This is a genomic window from Duganella sp. HH101 (genome assembly GCF_001758795.1).
Lineage (GTDB): Bacteria > Pseudomonadota > Gammaproteobacteria > Burkholderiales > Burkholderiaceae_D > Rugamonas > Rugamonas rivuli.
The window spans coordinates 92,555-111,142 of sequence record NZ_LRON01000013.1; the positions used below are offsets into that span (position 1 = coordinate 92,555).

12 protein-coding genes are annotated in these 18,588 nt (G+C 62.7%); all 12 read right to left on the reverse strand.

Annotation, left to right across the window (positions count from 1 at the left end; translation table 11 throughout):
* Window position 1: 1 nt before the first annotated feature.
* Window positions 2-1,561: a glycoside hydrolase family 43 protein gene (locus DUGA2_RS20405; RefSeq protein WP_070271317.1), complete on the reverse strand. Its 1,560-nt coding sequence runs from the start codon at window positions 1,559-1,561 to the stop codon at window positions 2-4.
* A 4-nt stretch (window positions 1,562-1,565) separates the two neighbouring features.
* Complete coding sequence (locus DUGA2_RS20410) at window positions 1,566-3,113, reverse strand: alpha-N-arabinofuranosidase (RefSeq protein WP_070271318.1); 1,548 nt, start codon at window positions 3,111-3,113, stop codon at window positions 1,566-1,568.
* Between the two features lie 13 nt (window positions 3,114-3,126).
* Entirely contained in the window at window positions 3,127-5,049 is a 1,923-nt protein-coding gene (locus tag DUGA2_RS20415) for a glycoside hydrolase family 97 protein (RefSeq protein WP_070271319.1), read from the reverse strand.
* Between the two features lie 111 nt (window positions 5,050-5,160).
* Complete coding sequence (locus DUGA2_RS20420) at window positions 5,161-5,928, reverse strand: SDR family NAD(P)-dependent oxidoreductase (RefSeq protein ID WP_070271320.1); 768 nt, start codon at window positions 5,926-5,928, stop codon at window positions 5,161-5,163.
* Between the two features lie 21 nt (window positions 5,929-5,949).
* Window positions 5,950-7,518: an aldehyde dehydrogenase (NADP(+)) gene (locus tag DUGA2_RS20425; protein WP_070271321.1), complete on the reverse strand. Its 1,569-nt coding sequence runs from the start codon at window positions 7,516-7,518 to the stop codon at window positions 5,950-5,952.
* Window positions 7,515-8,507, reverse strand: coding sequence for an AraD1 family protein (gene araD1 / locus DUGA2_RS20430; protein WP_070271322.1), 993 nt, complete (start codon window positions 8,505-8,507; stop codon window positions 7,515-7,517). The genes DUGA2_RS20425 and araD1 overlap by 4 nt, the downstream gene beginning before the upstream one ends.
* An 18-nt stretch (window positions 8,508-8,525) precedes the next feature.
* Window positions 8,526-10,268 (reverse strand): IlvD/Edd family dehydratase, encoded by a 1,743-nt coding sequence (locus tag DUGA2_RS20435; protein WP_070271323.1) that lies wholly within the window; start codon window positions 10,266-10,268, stop codon window positions 8,526-8,528.
* Window positions 10,269-10,396: 128 nt separating this feature from the next.
* A complete protein-coding gene (locus DUGA2_RS20440; protein ID WP_070271324.1) occupies window positions 10,397-11,446 on the reverse strand; it encodes an aldose epimerase family protein in 1,050 nt (349 codons plus the stop codon).
* Window positions 11,447-11,522: 76 nt separating this feature from the next.
* Window positions 11,523-12,470, reverse strand: a complete 948-nt coding sequence (locus DUGA2_RS20445) for a family 43 glycosylhydrolase (RefSeq protein ID WP_070271404.1) — start codon at window positions 12,468-12,470, stop codon at window positions 11,523-11,525.
* 19 nt (window positions 12,471-12,489) lie between these two features.
* The gene (locus DUGA2_RS20450) at window positions 12,490-13,842 is read right to left on the reverse strand and encodes an MFS transporter (protein ID WP_070271325.1); all 1,353 of its coding nucleotides are present in this window, start codon (window positions 13,840-13,842) and stop codon (window positions 12,490-12,492) included.
* A gap of 80 nt (window positions 13,843-13,922) precedes the next feature.
* Window positions 13,923-16,736, reverse strand: a complete 2,814-nt coding sequence (locus DUGA2_RS20455; protein ID WP_229214737.1) for a TonB-dependent receptor — start codon at window positions 16,734-16,736, stop codon at window positions 13,923-13,925.
* Between the two features lie 255 nt (window positions 16,737-16,991).
* Complete coding sequence (locus tag DUGA2_RS20460; protein ID WP_070271327.1) at window positions 16,992-18,494, reverse strand: AMP nucleosidase; 1,503 nt, start codon at window positions 18,492-18,494, stop codon at window positions 16,992-16,994.
* Window positions 18,495-18,588 lie beyond the last annotated feature (94 nt).

The following is an 18,588-nucleotide window of genomic DNA, read 5'->3' on the forward strand; positions in this document are numbered from 1 at the left end:
TTCAACTCCCTGTACGCGCACCCCAGATCGACACGCCATCCACCGACTGCGCCGTCCACGTCACCACGAAAGCGCTGGCGTTGGTATTCCATTGGCGCGACAGTACGCCGTTGAAGATTCCCGCTGCGCCCAGCGATATCGCGATCTTGTTGGCTCCATTATGCTTCCAAGTGCCGGTGGCGGCGCCGGAAACCGTGCCGTCGGCGGCCAGCCGGATATTCTGCGAGGCCTTGATCGCTGCCGTGATGTCCTTGCCGTGGTTGATCATCTTGTACGCACCGGCGGCATCGGCGGCCGTTACCTCGGCCGACAGCGCCGTCGCGCTCTTGCTGAGCGGCGCGTAGCGGAACGGCGACACCACGATCCAGCCATCCTCGTTGATGAACATCTCGTGCACGCGGATCTGGTGCAGCTCGCCGGTGCCGGGGAAGCGCGTGTGGAACACCAGGAAGTACTGGCCTGTAGCCGCTTCGTAGTAGGCCGAGTTGTGGCCTGGCGATACATAGCCCAGCGGCGTGCCGCTTTCGCCGTCGGCCAGTGCGAACTGGTGGTTCCCCATGATCTTCTGGCCGAACGGTGCGATGCTGGCGTCGTCGAACAGCGGCAGCGCGGGATTGGACTTGACGTTCGCCATGTCGTTGCCTTTGGCGTCCACGTAAGGGCCGTCCGGGTTCAGCGAGCGCGCCACGCGCATATTGTAGGCGCCGTTCGCATCCAGTCCGCCGAAGGAGGTGAACAGGTAGTAGTACTTCGACTGCGGGCTGTACATCACGTACGCGCCTTCGATGCGGCTGTGGTTCCCGCCCATCAGGTGCTTGCCATAGCCTTGGCCCGGCTTCTGCAAGCCGGTGGCAGGGTCCATGGCCAGGATGAAGATGCCGCCCGAATAGGAGCCGTAGACCATCCACAGCTTGCCATCCTTGTCGAAGAAGGTGGTCGGGTCCACCACGTTCGGCATCGTTAGCGCATCGTAGACGTTGACGCCGTCCTCGCTCACCTGGCCCCACATGCCGGACTTGAGCAGGATCTGCTTGTTGACGTACGGGCCTTCGACCTTGTCCGCGACGGCCACGCCCAGCGCCGAGCGCGGGGAATCGCCCTTGCAGGCGTTGTAGTAGAAGTAGAACTTGCCGTCGCCGAGCTTGACCACGTCCGGCGCCCACAAGTCCGTCACCTGCGCCCAGGTGAAGGTATCCGCCAACGCCGTGACGACGTTGTTGAACAGCGGGTTGGCCGCATTGACGCCGTCGGCGATCTTCGTCCAGTTCATCAGGTCCGTCGATTTGGCGGCGGCCAGGTGCGAGCCGAAGACGTAGTACGTGCCGTCCACCTTGATGACGGCGGGATCGTGCACGGACGCCTCGCCGAACGTGATGCTGGTCGGCGACGGGGTGGGCGTCGGCGTCGGCGTTGGTGTTGGAGTCGGCGTAGGAGCCGGCGCCGGTGTTGGCGTCGGCGCCGGGGCGGCAGTGCCGCCTCCACCACCACAACCCGCCAGCAGCAGCGCAACGCCGCCCGCAATGGCCTTGCGGCGCGAGATCGAGATATCGTGTTCGCTCATGGCGTTACTCCACCGCTACCACGATTACGGCCTTCGCCGGAATCTTCACCGTCAGCTTGCCATCGACGGCAGTGGCGCTGTACGGCGCAGGCTTGATGGCCTGCGGCGCCTGGAAAGTGTTATGCGCGTCCATCGCGGCGGCGGTCAGCACGCGGCCCTTGACGGCCTTGATCGCCTGCCCCGGCACGTTGATCGCCACATCCGCAGCCTGCGCAGGATTGGTGTTGACCAGCGCCAGATAAAGCTTGCCATCCGTGCCGCGCGCGGCCGACGCGCTGATCTCCGGCACGCTGGCGCCATCGAGCGCGTACTGCGGATTGTTCGACAGCGTCAGCGGCAGCGAGACCGCGCCCTGGAACGGCACATACATCTCGAACGCGTGATAGGTCGGCGTCAGCACCATCTTGTCCTTGTCGGTGATGATCATCGATTGCAGCACGTTGACCATCTGCGCGATATTGGTCATACGCACCCGGTCTGCATGGGCATGGAAGATGTTGAAGTTAAGCGCTGCAACAACCGCATCGCGCAGGGTGTTCTGCTGAAACAGGAAGCCGGCGTTGGTGCCCTTCTCCACGTCGTACCAGGTGCCCCATTCGTCGACGAACAGGCCCAGTTTCTTTTCCGGGTCGCTCTTGTCCATCGCTGCGGAGTTCTTGCGGATGTGGTCTTCCATGCGCAGCGTGTTGGACATCGTGGACATCCACTCCTTCTCGGGGAAGCCGGTGGCCGCGCCCTTCACTTCCCATTTTCCGGTCGGGATGGTGTAGTAGTGGAAGCTGATGCCGTCGGTCTGGCGTTTGAGCTGCTTGCTCAGCACCTCGGACCAGCTCACATCGTTGTCGTTGCCGCCGCTGGCGATCATCTTCGGACGGTATTGCTGCGGCGCGCGCAGGAAGGTCTCGACGTTCTTGTACAGGTCAGCGTAGTGTTCCGGCGTCATATTGCCGCCGCAGCCCCAGGCCTCGTTGCCGATCGCGAAATAGGCCACCTTGAACGGCTTGTCGCGGCCATTCTTGCGGCGCAGGTTGGCCAGCGTGGACTTGCTGTCCGAGGTCAGGTACTCGACCCACTCCGACATCTCCTGTGCGCTGCCGGTGCCCAGGTTGCCGTTGACGTAGGCATCGGCGCCCAGCAGATCGACCAGGTCGAAGAACTCGTGCGTGCCGACGGCGTTGGACTCTTCCACGCCGCCCCAGTTGGTGTTGACCTTGACCGGCCGTTTCTCGCGCGGGCCGATGCCGTCCTTCCAGTGATACTCGTCGGCGAAGCAGCCGCCCGGCCAGCGCACCAGCGGCACGTGCATGGCCTTCAAAGCGCCGACGACGTCGTTGCGCCAGCCCTTGGTGTTCGGGATCTTCGATTTAGGGCCGACCCACATGCCCTCGTAGATGCCGGTACCGAGATGCTCGGCGAACTGGCCGTAGATATCCTTGTTGATGACTGCACCCGGCTTGCCGGCGTCGATGGTCAGGCCGATGGTGTCGACTGCGAACGCGCCGCCCGAGGCGAGCAGGCACAGGGCGAGTACGCCATGTTTGATTTGGTTCATTGTGATCTCCTGTTTATAGTTTTATGACGAAACCGCCGTGCGGCTTGATCGTGACTGCTACTTTTTTACCCTTCGCTATGCTGCGCTGGGTGAAACTGCGTTCGGCGTCGCCGTCACCGATGATCGTGCCCTGCTTGGCGCCGGCAAAGGACAGGTCCAGCATCAGCGTCTTGTCGGCACTGGTGGCGTTGATGCCGGCTATGTACCAGGTGTCTCCGGCGCAGCGCGCGATGACGGCGTATTGGCCCGGGTAGCCGTCCAGCAGGCGGCTGTCGTCCCAGCTGCGCGGCAGCTGCTGCAGGAAGGATTTGACGTAGGCCGGCACGGTCGCCATGCCTTCCGGGATCTCGGCGAAGTGCTGGATGCCGGAGATGTACAGCACCGACGTGGCCAGTTCAAAGCCATTGCTGGAGCTGCGCTTGATCTTGGGGATGTCGCCGAACACCATCGGCGTGAAGTCCATCGGATCGAACAGGTTGCGGGCGAACGGCAGCATGGCTGCGTGGGTCGGCATCTTGTCCTCGTCCGCTTGCTCGAAGGTGGTGAACTCCATGCCGCGCACGGCTTCCATGGTCATCAGGTTGGGCCAGGTGCGGGTCCAGCCGCGCGGCAGCGTGGCGCCGTGGAAGTTGACCAGCAAACCCGCATCCGCGGCATCGCGCAGGATGGCGATGTAGTAGGCGATCATCGATTGTGCGTCGCCGTTGAAGAAGTCGATCTTCACGCCCTTGACGCCCATATCCCGCAGGCGCTTGAACTCGGCCACGCGCTGCTCGTGCGTCAGCAGCTGATTTTTGGGCGAGTACTCGGTCTCGTTCCAGGGGCCGGATGAGTTATACCAGAGCAGGATGCCGACTTTTTTCGTTGCCGCGTAGCCGACCAGCTCCTTGATCTTGTCGTAGCCGATCTTGCGGTCCCAGTCAGCGTCGATCAGGGTGTAGTCCCAGTGCATGTCGGCGGCGTAGTCGATGAACTTCTTCTGCACGTCGTAGACCGTGGCATCGTCCTTCATCAGCGCCCAACTCCACGAAGCGTGGCCGGGCCTGACCAGTTGTTTGTCGAAGGCGATGGCCGGTGCGGCCAGGTCGGTGCCCAGAGTGGAGTTGACGACCGTCTTCAGCGGCCCCAATGCCAGCAGGCGCCATGGCGATGTGAGCGTGCCGTCGACTTCGGCCAGCAAGCCGCCTCCGGGGTATACTTCAGCGGCCATAGGATTGCCGATGCTGTAGATGCCGCCCAAGGACTCGGGCGCCAGGCGCGAGGCCTGGAAGCTGCCGTCCATGCCGGCTTCGGAGATCGCCACCCAGTTGTCGCCGCTCTTGAACAGCGCCGGGAACACCCAGCCCGCCGGCGACGGCGATGGCATGCCGACCGGGATGTCCATCTGGTAGTGCTCCTCGTAAGATGGATTGGTGCGGCCCCAGCCGGTCTGCGCGACGGCGATCGGTTGCAGCCATGCCTTGGCGGCGGGCGGCAAGGAGAAGGTGGTGAGTTCCTGGACCAGCTTCTTGTGCGGCAGCGCAGGTTCGGCGACGATGTAGCGGAAAGCGACGCCGTCGTTCGATACGCGGAACACGATATCCATCGCCTGCTGCTGCGGATTGCGCACAGTGTAGGTCTGCTCGTTGGCGCGGTAGCTGATGCTGCTCTTTTTGCCAACCGCCATCTGGTACTGGTCGTTGACGACATGGGCCTTGGAGGTGGCGGTCAGCGTCAAGGCGCTGGCCAGGTCGGCCCCTTGCAGTTGCAGGCCCAAGGTGGAAGCCATCAACACCGGCTTGCCATCACGAGAGATCGAGTAGCTCAACGCGCCGGCGGCGGTGGAGTGCAGTGTGACGGCGACGTGGCGATCAGGACTGGTCAGCACCGGCGCCGCGACGGCGGCAGTCATTGCACCGGCGGCGAGCGCCAGCGCGGAGAAACATGTCTTTACCATGTTCTTACCTTCTAAAGGCTGGGGTCAAGTCTGACATTTGGACACGATCTCTGCAGTAGCGGCTGTTACAGCAGAGGCCGTGTCCAAATGTCAGACTTGACCCCATTGTTTTTATACCCAGCCTGCGTCGACGATGAACTCCTGGGCTGTGCACATTGCGCCGTCTTCGGCGGCCAGGAACAGCACCATCGATGCCACGTGTTGCGGCATCAGTTTGGTCGGGAGGCATTGGTTGCGCTTGATGTCCTGCTCGCCCGCGTCGTCCAGCCACAGGTCGATCTGGCGCTGCGTCATCACCCAGCCTGGCGTGACCGTATTGACGCGGATGCCGTGCGCGCCGAACTCGCGCGCCAGCCCGCGCGTGAGGCCGTGCACCGCAGCCTTGGACGTGGCGTACACCGCATAGCCGGCATTCTTCACATGCCACGAGATAGAACCGACGTTGATGATCGAACCGGAGCCCTTTTTCTTCATGCCCGCCAATACCGCCTGGCAGGTGAAGAACATCGGCCGCTGGTTGATGGCGATACGCTCGTTCCAGTAGTCCACCGTTACTTCCGCCGTTTCGTGGCGCTGGTCGTTGGCGGCGTTGTTGACCAGGATGTCGAAGTCGCCCACCGCAGCGACCATCTCGGACATGGTGTCCTGCAGCGCAGGGATGTCGGTGATGTCGCATTGTCGGAACAACGGCTCGGGATAGCCAGCTTCCTTCACGCGGCGCACCAGCGCCAGGCTGGCGTCGCGGGCGATGTCCACGAACGCCACCTGCGCGCCCTGCTCGGCGAAGGAAATCACCATCGCCTCACCGATGCCGGTGCCGCCACCGGTGATAAATACACGCTTGCCGCGCAAGCTGCCAAATTTGGCCAATTGGGTCATACGGTCTCCGTCTTGTTTTTATCAGCTGCGCGTCAGTTCGCCATCTCGGCGGCGCCAGGCTGCGGCGCCGGTGTCGCGCAATACTTCCGGCAGCAATGCCTGCGGCAGGCTCTGATACGACACCGGACGCAGGAAGCGCACGATAGCGCCCGTTCCTACGGACGTGCTGCGTCCATCGGACGTCGACGGGAACGGCCCGCCATGCACCATCGCACTGCACACCTCAACCCCGGTCGGGAAGCCGTTGGCCAGGATGCGGCCCGCCTTGCGCTCCAACACAGGCAGCAGCGCATGCGCCAGATCCAGATCGCCATCGTCCAGTTGCAGCGTGGCCGTCAACTGGCCTTCCAGGCTCTCCACCACCTTGTGCAGTTCCGCGACATCTTTGCACGCGACCACCAGCGAAGCCGGGCCGAATACCTCTTCCGACAACGCATGCTGCTCCAGGAAAGCCTCGCCGCTGGCGACGAACAGCGCCGGAGCGCCCTTGCCTTCCGACTGCGGCGCCAGTGCCAGCGTCTTCACGTCCGCATGTTCCGCCAGTTGCGCGATCCCGCGCTGGAAGCTGCCCGCGATCCCCGGCGACAGCATCGCGCAGGCCGAGCCCCCCGCCAGCGCCTGTGCCGCCGCATGAGCGAAGCGATCCAGGTCCGGGCCGGCGATGCCGATCACCAGGCCCGGATTGGTGCACATCTGCCCCACACCCAACACCAGCGAAGCGGCGAAGCCGGCGCCGATGTCCTCGGCCCGCGCAGCCAGGGCGCGCGGTAGCAGGAACACCGGATTGATCGAACTCATTTCCGCATACACGGGAATCGGCACCGGCCGCCCAGCCGCAACGCCCATCAGCGCCACACCGCCGCTACGCGAACCCGTAAAGCCGACCGCCTTGATGGCCGCATGCCGCACCAGCTCCTGGCCGATGCCATTGCCGCTGCCGGTCAGCAGCGAGAACACGCCGGCAGGCAGCCCGCATAGCTCAACCGCCTTCACCACGGCGCGGCCCACCAGCTCCGACGTGCCGGGGTGCGCGGAGTGCGCCTTCAGCACGACCGGGCAGCCGGCCGCCAGCGCCGATGCTGTGTCGCCGCCTGCTACAGAAAACGCCAACGGGAAGTTACTGGCCGCGAAGACGGCTACCGGACCGAGTCCGATCATGCGCATCCGCAGGTCGGGGCGCGGCGGCGCCCGTTCCGGCAGCGCTTTGTCGATGCGGACATCGTTCCACGAACCTTCGCGCAGCAGGTTGGCAAACAGTTTCAACTGGCCGACGGTGCGGCCACGCTCGCCCTCGACGCGCGCACGCGGCAGGCCGCTTTCGGCCATCACGCGTTCGACCAGTACATCGCCCAGCGCCATGATCTGGTCGCCGATGGTTTCAAGGAAGACGGCGCGCTTCTCGTCGCTCAGCGCACGGAAGGTGTCGAACGCGGCGTCGGCCAGGCGGCAGGCCTGGTCGATCTGCGCGAAATCGACGCCGAAGAACTCAGGCTCCATCTGCTGTTGCAGCGTTGGGTTGTAGGCGCGGATGGCAGCGCCCGTACCTTTGACGGCAACGCCGCCGATCAATGCTTCACCGGTGATGATCATAATGTTTTCACTTTCGCGACTTCGGTCTTGTACACGGCCAGCTTGTTGCGCAGGGCCGGGCCGAACTGCGGCGCTTCGATTTCAAACGTCTCGCCTGGCTTGACGACGATGTTGTCGGCCACGCTCAGCGTCGCCGTGCCGAAGAAGTGGATATGCACATCGCCGGGACGCTTGAACAGCGGGTACTTGAAGTGGTGGTGCTCCAGGTTGGCGATGGTGTGCGACATATTCTGTTCGCCGCTGAAGAAAGCCTTCTGCCAGCGTACCTTGCCCTCCACGTCGTAGATGCGCGACGTGCCTTCGATATGCGCAGGCGCTTCCCCGACCAGCAGCGCCGGGCCCAGGCCGCAGGCGCGCAGCTTGGAGTGTGCCAGGTACAGGTAGTTCTGGCGTTCGGTCACGTGGTCCGAGAACTCGTTGCCGATGGCGTAGCCGACGCGGTATGGCTGGCCGTCGTCGCCGATCACGTAGAGGCCCGCCACTTCCGGCTCTTCGCCGCCATCGAGCGCGAAGTCCGGCATGTTCAGGGCCTGGCCGCTGGCGGCGACGATGGAGCCGTCGCCCTTGTAGAACCATTCCGGCTGCACGCCCGCTTCGCCCGCCGCTGGCTTGCCGCCCTCCACGCCCATGCGGAACATCTTCATGGAGTCGCTCAGGGATTCGACGTCGCCGCCGATTTTCTTGTGCATGGCGTCGCGGGTGTCGGCGCTGCCCAGGTGGGTCAGGCCGGTGCCGGTGACGTAGCAATGGGCATCGTCGCTGTGGTCCAGTGGCGGCAGCAGGCGGCCGGCTGCGGCCACGGCGTCGAATGCCAGCACGGCGTGGCCGGTGGCCTTGGTCGCCAGGTCGGCCAGCCCGACCGACTTGCGGATCGCGTCCTGCGCCAGCGCGTAGGTCGTGCTATAACCTTCGATGACGCGGATGGTGTTCTGTTCCAGCACGCCGATCTGGCGTGCGCCTTGTTCGTTCTTGAATTGTACGAGCAGCATAAAGTCTCCGGATTTTTATCAGTGCGAATGGCGCGGCACGGCCGAACCGCGGTTCCCGACCAGGAAGTCGAAATCGCAGCCTTCATCGGCTTGCAGCACGTGTTCGATATACAGTTTCTGGTAGCCAGTCTTGGGGCCCGGCGCCGAGCCGGCGACGCGTACGGCCTGGCGTTCCGCCATCTCCGCATCCGAAATCTCCAGGTTCAGCAGGCCACCCGCGCAATCGAGCGTGATCCAGTCGCCATCCTTGACGATGCCCAGCGGGCCGCCGGCCATCGCTTCCGGCGCCACGTGCAGCACCACGGTGCCGTAGGCGGTACCGCTCATGCGCGCATCCGAGATGCGGACCATGTCCTTGACGCCGGCCGCCAGCAGTTTCGGCGGCAGGCCCATATTCCCTACTTCGGCCATGCCGGGATAACCTTTCGGGCCGCAGTTCTTCATCACCAGCACCGAGCTGGCATCGACTTCCAGCTCCGGATCGACGATGCGGCTCTTGTAATGCTCGAAGTCCTCGAACACCACGGCGCGGCCGCGATGCTGCATCAGTTCCGGCGTGGCGGCCGATGGCTTCAACACCGCGCCGCGCGGCGCCAGGTTGCCGCGCAGGATGCAGATGCCGCCATCCTTCAGCAGCGGCTTCTCCAGCGGACGTATCACTTCATCGTCGTAGATCGGCGCTTCCTTGCAGTTTTCCCACAGCGTTTTGCCGTTGACGGTCAGCGCATCCGGATGCGGCACCAGGCCGCCGTCGCCCATGCGGCGGATAGCGCCCGGCAGGCCGCCGGCGTAGTAGAACTCTTCCATCAGGAAGCGGCCCGACGGCAGCAGGTCGACGATGGTTGGCGTGCCACGACCCACGCGGGTCCAGTCTTCCAGCTCCAGGTCGACGCCGATGCGGCCGGCGATGGCTTTCAGGTGGATCACGGCGTTGGTCGAACCGCCGATGGCGGCGTTGACGCGGATCGCGTTCTCGAAGTTTTCGCGCTTGAGGATCTTCGACAGCGTCAGGCCTTCCCTCACCATTTCAACGGCGCGGATGCCCGACATATGCGCCAGGATGTAGCGGCGCGAATCGACGGCCGGGATGGCGGCGTTGTGCGGCAGCGTGGTGCCCAGCGCTTCGGCCATGCAGGCCATCGTCGATGCCGTGCCCATGGTGTTGCAGGTGCCTGCGGAGCGGGAGTGGCCCGACTCCGCCGACATGAATTCGTGCATGGTGATTTCGCCGGCCTTGACCTGCTCGTGCAGCTGCCACACGGCGGTGCCGGAGCCGATGTTCTTGCCGTTGAGCTTACCGTTCAGCATAGGGCCGCCGCTGACGACGATGGTCGGGATGTCGACCGATGCGGCGCCCATCAGCAGCGCAGGCGTGGTCTTGTCGCAGCCGACCAGCAGCACCACGCCGTCCATCGGATTGCCGCGTATCGATTCTTCGACGTCCATGCTGGCCAGGTTGCGGGTCAACATGGCGGTTGGACGCAGGTTCGATTCGCCGTTGGAGAACACCGGGAACTCGACCGGGAAGCCGCCCGCCTCCAGGATGCCGCGCTTGACGTGTTCCGCCAGCTTGCGGAAGTGGGCGTTGCAAGGGGTCAGCTCCGACCAGGTGTTGCAGATGCCGATGATCGGTTTGCCCTGGAACTCGTGATCAGGAATGCCCTGATTCTTCATCCAGCTGCGATACATGAAACCGTTCTTGTCCTGGGTGCCAAACCACTCGGCGGAACGCAGTTTCACCTTTTTGTCGCTATCAGACATGCATATCTCCTCAGTATGTTCCTGTACGGGGACGGGGTTGTCATGCCCCCGTATCGATAAGCCATACTAAGTTGTAGTGAGATATCTTTCCAATAAATTATTATTCGACTTTGATACCAGAATGAGTATCAGTCCTCGACGGCGAAGCGGTAGCCCATGACGGTGGTGTACTCCGCGCCCGGGCGCAGTATCGTCGACGGGAATTCGGCGCGGTTGGGCGAATCCGGATAGTGTTGCGGTTCGAGACAGAAGCCGCTGCGGTGGCCGTAGATGCGGCCCTTGCCCTGCATGCCGTCGTGCAGGAAGTTCCCGCTGTAGAACTGGATGCCCGGCTCCTGCGTCACCACCTCCAGCACGCGGCCGGACGAGGGATCGCGCACGCGGGCAGCCAGCTCCAGCGCGCCGGGCTGCGATTTGTTCAGCACGAAGTTGTGGTCGTAGCCGGCGCCATGGCGCAGTTGCTCGTCGTCCGCGTCGATGCGGGCGCCGATCGCGTGCGGCGTGCGGAAATCGAACGGCGTGCCAGCCACCGTTGGCAGTTCGCCGGTCGGTATCAGGCCGCTGTCGACTGGCGTGTAGGCGTCGGCCACGATGGTCAGCTCGTGGGCCAGGATGTCGCCCTTGCCGGCCAGGTTGAAATAGGCGTGGTTGGTCAGGTTGACCGGCGTGGCTTTGTCGCTGATTGCGTGGAAAGCGATACGCAATTCGTTATCGTTGCGCAGTTCGTAGATGACGGTGACTTCCAGGTTGCCGGGGTAGCCTTGCTCGCCGTCGGGGCTCAGGTAGCTCAGGATCAGGCCTGCGGATTTCGGCGTGGCGAAGGATTCGGCTTCCCACAGGCGGCGGTGGAAGCCGTCCTGGCCGCCGTGTAAATGGTTTATACCGTTGTTCACGTCCAGCTGGTGGGTTTCGCCGTCCAGCGTGAAGCGGCCGTTGGCGATGCGGTTGCCATAGCGGCCGATCAGCGCGCCGAAATAGTGGGATTCGCCCAGGTAGGCGGCCGGGTCGTCGAAGCCCAGGCAGATGTCGGCCAGTTGGCCGTTGCGGTCGGGCGTGTGGATTTCGGTGATGACGCCGCCGAGGGTGCTGATCTTGACGATCATGCCGTTGGCGTTGGTCAGGGTGTACAGCGTGGCGTCTGGGCCGAAGGCTGCGGAGGTGATCGAAGGTTGGGACATTGTTTGGCTTTCTAATGGCACGGCGGCCGAGAGGAATAAACCTTCTCGGCCGCCGCAGTGATTGTTGCAGTCTCGCTCAGGCGATAGATGGCTTCCCGAACACCGGCATGCCCTGCCCGTCCCATTTCAATGGCTTGACGTAGGTGTGCCGGTCCGGGTTCCAGAGCGGATCGCCGATAATCTCGGTATAGGTGCGCGCATGATAAACCAACATGACGGTTTCGCCATCGTCGCCGACGGTGAAGCTGTTATGCCCAGGCCCGTACACACCATGCTCATAGCAGGTTTGCAGCACCGGCTGCGGCATCTTGGTCCACGCGGCCGGGTCCAGCAGATCGGCATTCTCGTCCGCCCACAACAAACCCATGGCGTAGTTCTCGTCGGTGGCGCTGGCCGAGTAGCTGATGAAGATCTTGCCGTTCTTCTTCAGCACCGACGGTCCCTCGTTGACCCAGAAGCCGCGTATCTCCCAGTCGAACTCCGGCTTGCTCAGCATGACCGGCGGGCCGTCCAGCTGCCACGGCGTTTTCATCGGCGCGATGTACAGGTTGGAATTACCCTCGATGGCCACGTCCTTCTGCGCCCACAGGTAGTACAACTGTCCCCTGTTGCTGAAGGTGGTGGCGTCCAGGCAGAAGGTGTCGATGCCGGTGTCGATCTGGCCCATGAACTCCCATTCGCCTTCCAAAGGATTGGGATTGGCGTTGCGGATCGCGTACATGCGGTGCTGGAACAGCTTGTGTTTGATCTCGCGGCTCGGCGCAGCGGCGAAGTAGACATACCAGGCGCCGTCGTTGAAGTGCAGCTCCGGCGCCCAAACCAGCTCGCTATACGGGCCGGCCTCCGGCTTGTGCCAGACGTCGACCTTGGCCGCATCCGCCAGGCCGGCGATGGTCTTCGCGCGGCGCAGTTCGATACGGTCGTACTGCGGCACCGAGGCGGTGAAGTAGTAGTAGCCGTCGCTGTGACGAATGATAAAAGGATCGGCGCGCTGCGCGATCAGCGGATTGAGTACATCTTCCATTGCTTCGACTTCCAAAAAATTAGACTGCCACATAGCCCTTGACTCCCATTTCCGCCTTGACCTCCGTGTAGTACTTGTCGTTGATACGGTACTTGAACATCAGAAGTCCCATGACGGTATGGAAGAAACCGGGGATCAGCGTCATCATCAGCACGATGCCGTGCAGCGCGTACGCGGTCTGCTCGACGTTGGGCACATAGGCGAAGTGCGTCAGCAGCTTGCCGACCAAAACGCCGGCAATGCCCATGCCCGCCTTCTGGCAGACCGAGATGCCGCCGAAGGCAAAGCCCGATACGCGCTTGCCCGTCTTGACCACGCCGTAGTCGATGGTCTCGGCGATGGCCGACCAGAACACCGGCGCATGCAGGTCCACCACGAACGACAGCAGGAAGTACAGCACAAACGCCAGCACGGTGTCGCCCGGCCCGACGAAGAAATAGATCGCGGCACTGAGGGCGCCCACACCGATCTGCGTCCAGCGGAACAGATTGACCTTGCAATAGAACTTGGTGATCCACGTCGATGCGACCATCGACAGGATGGCGGCCACCACGCCGGTCGACAGGAAGGCCGAGATGGTCGGGCCGTCGGCGCCGAGATAATATTTGGCGTAGTAGATGGCCACCGAGCCGCGCACCACGTAGCCGATGGTGCCGGTCACGCAGACGCCGCACAGGATCAGCCACTGGTCGTTCTTCACCAGCACCTTGACCTGCTCCCACAGCGACTGGCGCTGCACTACGTGCTGCACACGCTCGCGGGTGGTGAAGAAGCAGAACAGGAACAGCAGCACGCCCATGCCCGCCATGACGGCCATGGCGAACTGGTAGCCGGCGGCAGCGTTGCCGCCGCCCCAGCGTTCCGACAGCAGCGGCACGATGACCGTCACCATGAAGGCGCCGATCTTGGCGAAGAACAGGCGGTAGCCGTTGGCGGACAGGGTCTCCTGCGGATCCTTGGACAAGGCGCTGGGCAGCGAGATGTAGGGAATGCCCACGCCCGCCGTCATGATGGTCATGATGATGTAGGTCGAGTAGGCCCAAACCAGCTTGGCGCTGTAGCCCCAATCGGGCGTGGTGAACACGAAGAACACGCTGAGCCCATACGGCACGGCCAACAGCAGCAGCCACGGACGGTAACGCCCCCAGCGGCTGGTGAAACGGTCTGTGATCTGGCCCATCGTCAGGTCGGCCATCGCGCCGACGAACTTCACCACGCCAAACATCATCGCCAGGTCGACCGTCTTCAGGCCGTAGATGTCCGTGTAGAAGAAGGTGATGATCAACATCATCGACGAGATCACCACGTTCAGCGCCATGTCACCGGCGCCAAAGCCTACTTTTTCCAACAAAGACATTTTTTGATTCGACATCGGATACTCCACCAGGTTGTCATTCCCGCGAGCGGGAATGACGTCAACACAATAAGACGGGAACGCTCTTACCGTCGGGCTTACATTTTCCAGCGCAAGCCAACCGATACCGAACGTCCGATCTGGAGCGCACCGAAATTGGTCAGCTGCGCGTTGCCAGCACTGCCGAAGTGGTAGTACTGCTGCTGCATTTCGTTGGTCAAGTTGACACCACTGATATCGACCGACATGTTGTCGTTGATTTTATAGGAGATCTGCATGTCGACGCTCTTCTCCGGCTGACGCCAGATACCAATCGGATTCGCAAACAGGGCGGCTTCGTTCCTGGCCAGGAAGCCGGAACGCCAGACATAGGACAAGCGCGTGCTGATCGGGCCCTTTTCGTAAGCCAGCGTGGCGTTGTACGAGCTGTTGGACACGCCGAAGAACGGCGTCTCGAGCTGGGAGACGATGACGCCGGCATCATTGGCGTCAGGCACGTTCTGCGACGAGGTGAGGCGCGTATAGCTGCCCTGGAATCCCAGGCCGTCCAGCAGGCTCGGCAGCCCTTTCGGGAAGTAGATCAAGCCGAGTTCGGCGCCCTTGATCGTGCCGTTGGAGGCGTTGACCGGCGAGTTGATGACGTAGTCATAGCCGTTCGTATGGTCGCCGCCCGAGGTCGAGTTACGGAACGGGTCGTTCGCCGGATCGACGTGCACCTTGTGACGCAAGCTCACGACCAGGCCGTCGATCTTGCGCTTGAACGCAGTGCCGTAGAGTGCGCTGTCCTTCTGGAAATACCACTCAGCCGTCAGATCCAGGTTCTTGGAGCGGGTCGGCTTCAGGTCCGGATTGCCGCCGGTGCCCGAGCCGTAACCCACCTTCGAAACGTCGTCACCGAGTTGCAGGACAGGATTCAAATCGCCGAAGTTCGGGCGGCGCAGGGTTTCGCCATAGTTAAGGCGGAGCACGACGTCCTTCGACGGGTCGTAAATCAGCGTCATGCTGGGCAAGACCTTGCTGGTCGACTTGCTGGCGCCGGACGGCGTGACCGCCTTGGTGCTGGCATCAATCTTATAGAAGGTCATGTCGGTATCGACCTTCACGTAGCGCAGGCCGAAATTGCCGCGCAGGCGATGGCCGAACAGCTCGTTCTGGGTATTCCCCATCACAAACAGGTTGTTCGTCTTTTCATCGACCTCGAAGGTCTTCTGCAGGTTCAGCTTGTCCGTTGTCTGGAAGGTCTGATCCACCGAATTAAACAGCTTGCGCCAGTCGTCGATATGGTCGCGGATGTAGTAGGCATTTGGTTCAACCCATGAACGCGGAACGTCCGAGATGGCCGTGCCGAAGTTCGAGTTGGTCGAGGCATACTCCGGCCCCAGCGAAGCGAGGTTGCGGTTCAAGCTGGCCGATTGGGTGCGGTTGGCCTCCGACGCCTTGCGGTCGTCGAAGCGTACGCCGAAGTGGATCGTCTCCAGCGGCCCCCAGTTGGCATCGAAGACGCCACCCAGATTGGCCGTCGCGGCGCTGCCCTTGTTGCGGTTGGCGGTATCGAAGAACTGCGCGACATTCCACTTGGACGGGTCGGTCAGGTCGGCATCGTTGTTGAAATGGAAGGCCGTGCCACTGCCGCCGGCATTGAAGTCGACGTTGATGGAAGGTGCAACGCGATCAATCCGGGTGGCGGTGAATTCCGAGTGAAAGGTGCTGGTCTGGTAAGACAGATCGCCTTCCAGCCGGAGGCGGTCGCCAAGGTTCCACTTGCCGTTCAGGGCATAAACGTAGGAATCGGTGGCCGACGTGGTGTAGTCGCCGCTGTTGAAGCCGTAGACGTTATTGACTTTACGGGTCTTGATCACGTTGGTTCCCGGATACGTCGTGATCGTCCCCGCAGGGTTGCTGCCGAGATCGCCCCACCAGTCGACAAAACTGAACAGCAACTGGTTGAAGGACTTGTCGCGATAACCGTTGTACATCGACTCGAAGGTGTAGACCGAATCGCTGTTCGGCTTCCACTGCAAGGCGAGATTGGCGGCGGGACGCTCCCGCTTGCCCTGGACGTCGCTCTGGAAAACGGCGTCGCGCGCCAGGTAATACGGGTAGGCCTTGCCGTTGAAATCCAGCGTAGAACCCGCCGCCATCGGCAAGCCGGTATGGGTGCCAGGCGTCCAGATATTGTTGTCGAAGATGCGCTGCAGGGGCGTGTAACCTGGCGGGACTTCGGCGGCATTGGGGCTGGTGAACGGCACCATGGCGCCCGGCGTCACGCTTTCGTTGCGGTACTTCGTCTCGCTGGCCGACAGATTGACCAGGGCGCCGACTTCGCCGATGCCGGTTTCCCAGCGGTTGCTTAACAGGGCGCTGAGCTGCGGGTTGGCCTTTTTCGCCGGATCGAGATAGGTTTCGCGCGCCGACAGCGACACTTTCGGCCCCTTGAAATCGAATGGCCGCAGCGACTTGACGTCAACCTGGCCGGCGATTCCGGTTTCTAACTGGCTGGCGTCGCGCGTCTTGTAGACGTCAATCTGGCGAACCAGGGTCGAGGGTATGTCCTGCAGCGCGACCTGCGTGCCGGACGCCGTAAAAATAGTGCGGCCGTTCCAGGTGGTTTGGACGTCGGGCAGACCGCGAATGGACAAGGTGCCGACTTCGCCGCCGGAGCGGTCCGTGACCTGTACCCCCGTAATGCGCTGCAGCGCTTCGACGACATTGTTGTCGGGCAGCTTGCCGATGTCTTCGGCAACGATCGATTCCACGACCTGGTCGTTGGTGCGCTTGATCGCCAGGCTCTTGATCAGCGACGCCTTGACGCCGGTGACGACCACGGTGGCGGCGTCCCCTGCTTCCGTCTTTTCGGCGGCCGCCTGCGCCCACACCGAGGCGCTGCTGAGCAGGCCGGCTGCGGCGAGCACCGCGACGCCGGTTTTCAGGACGAGGCGATGCTTCGCCTGGGGCTCGAAAGCCCCGGTTGATAGTTGGTTCATACGTCTCCTGTGTTATCTGTTTTATAGTTTTGTGCAGCGACCTCGAAATCATCTTAGGGTCTGAGCAAAAAACAAACCAATCAATTTTTTCGGGTTTTTGATACCAAAAAAAGTATCAGCACAGACAGGAAAAAGAATAAAAAAGCCCGCGCTTGGCGGGCCTCATGCATTTTTTGCATGACTTTACTGGAAGGCGACCTCCGTAAAGCTGCGTAACTTGCGGCTGTGAAGCTTGTCCACGCCCAAAGCGCGCAGCAGCTCCAGCGCGCGGATGCCGATCCGTAAATGCTGGTCAACACGGTCGCGATAAAACTGGTTAGCCATGCCGGGCAGTTTGATTTCACCGTGCATGGGCTTGTCGCTCACACACAACAAAGTCCCGTACGGCACGCGGAAACGGAAACCGTTGGCGGCGATGGTGGCGCTTTCCATGTCCAGCGCGATCGCCCTGCTCTGGCTGAAACGGCGTTCCGGCGTGCGCTGCGGCAGCAGTTCCCAGTTGCGGTTGTCGGTGCTGGCGACGGTGCCGGTGCGCATCACGCGCTTGAGGTCGTGGCCGGTCAGCTGCGTGACCTCGGCCACGGCGGCCTCGATCGCCACCTGCACCTCGGCCAGCGGCGGGATCGGCACCCACAGCGGCAAGTCTTCGTCGAGCACGTGGTCCTCGCGCACATAGCCGTGCGCCAGCACGTAGTCGCCCAGCTGCTGGGTGTTGCGCAGGCCGGCGCAATGGCCCAGCATCAGCCAGGCGTGCGGCCGCAGCACGGCGATATGGTCGGTGATGGTCTTGGCGTTGGCCGGGCCGACGCCGATGTTGACCATCGAGATGCCGGTGCCGTCTGCGCGGATCAGGTGGTAGCCCGGCATCTGCGGCAGGCGCGGCGGCTGAGCGCCGTGCGCGTCGTTGGCCTGCACCGCCTGGCCGACGCGGCGCGTGACCATATTGCCCGGCTCGATGAAGGCGATGTAATCGTCGTCCGGCGCGCTGGACGCCTGGCTCATCAGCTCATGCCCCAGCTTGACGAATTCGTCGATGTAGAACTGGTAGTTGGTGAACAGCACAAACTTTTGGAAATGCTCGCACGAGGTGCCGGTGTAGTGGCGCAGGCGTTGCAGCGAGTAGTCCACGCGCGGCGCCGTGAACAGCGACAGCGGCTGCGCCTCGCCCGGCGGCGGCTCGTGGGTGCCGTTGGCGATGCCGTCGTCCATCGCGGCAAGGTTGGGCAGATCAAATACGTCGCGCATCAGCAGGCGCCGTTCGGCGCTCATATTGCCTTCGATGTGCTCGTGCTCGGCGAACGAAAAGTGGATCGGGATGGGTTGCGAACTGGTGCCCACCTCGATGCGCAGGTGGTGGCTGCCGTGGTTCTTCAACAGCAGCTTGAACTGCTGTTGGTAGTAGCGCGCGAACAGGTCGGGCCGCGTCAGCGTGGTTTCGTAGGTGCCGGGGCCGGCGACGAAGCCGAACGCCAGCGTCGAATCGGCGCGGGCCACGGTGTCCGTATGCACGCGCACGAAGGGGTAGCAGCCGCGCACATGCTCGCCGACATCCTCGCCGGCGACAAAGCGTTTCATGGCGTCGCGCAGGTGGGCGACGTTGGCCTCGTAAATGGCCAACACCTGTTCATAAGCGGCAATCGGATCGTCAAATTGCAGCGGTGCGATAAACGGACGGGTCATGGACATTGGGCTCCTTGGTGGCGCAGGTAGTTCCTGATATTTCCTATTGTAAAGGCTGTAAGCGGAACTTGCATGCTCCCTCTAGGGGAACGAACAGGCG